Source organism: Stenotrophomonas maltophilia group sp. RNC7, assembly GCF_030910085.1.
Taxonomy (GTDB): domain Bacteria; phylum Pseudomonadota; class Gammaproteobacteria; order Xanthomonadales; family Xanthomonadaceae; genus Stenotrophomonas; species Stenotrophomonas sepilia.
Map to the genome: position 1 here is coordinate 1 of NZ_JAVFVN010000657.1, position 525 is coordinate 525.

Sequence of the window (525 nt, forward strand, 5' to 3'; positions counted from 1 at the left end):
GGTCAGGTGTTGGAGGAGCAACATTGGGAGCGATCGTAGGAGCTATTAGTGGAGGTTTTATCACATTCAAAATAAATAAAAAACTATCTGAACAAAGCTTAAGGCAAGAATTGCAATTAAAGACCATTGAAAGAACTGATGAAATTATTCAAAAAATAGTTAATAGCATGCTAGAAATAAGAAATTTGATACACGACATTGAAACCGGTATATTGCTACATATTTCTTTAGAAACTATAGAAGAAATGAACTATAGTCTAGAGAGAGCACGCGCAAATTACTTTAGTAACATGTTATCATTATTTCATGAAATAAGTGTAAAAAAACCTATTTTTAAAGGTTTGGATGATATGTCTCTAAGCGAAAAAAATATAAACGTTTTACACACTAATATAAACCGAGATTTAAGAAATTATATAGAAAATATCAGATTAGCTTGTAAGAAAAGCAGAGATCAAATAAATGAAAACAATGTTAGAGGAAATGGGCATATGATAGCATATATAAAATGTCAAAATAATATAC

General features: G+C 29.1%; 1 protein-coding gene. It reads left to right on the plus strand.

The genetic code is table 11. From position 1 onward, the window contains the following. On the plus strand, positions 1-525 hold a 525-nt coding region (locus RCF13_RS13585), incomplete at both ends, for a hypothetical protein (protein WP_308141249.1).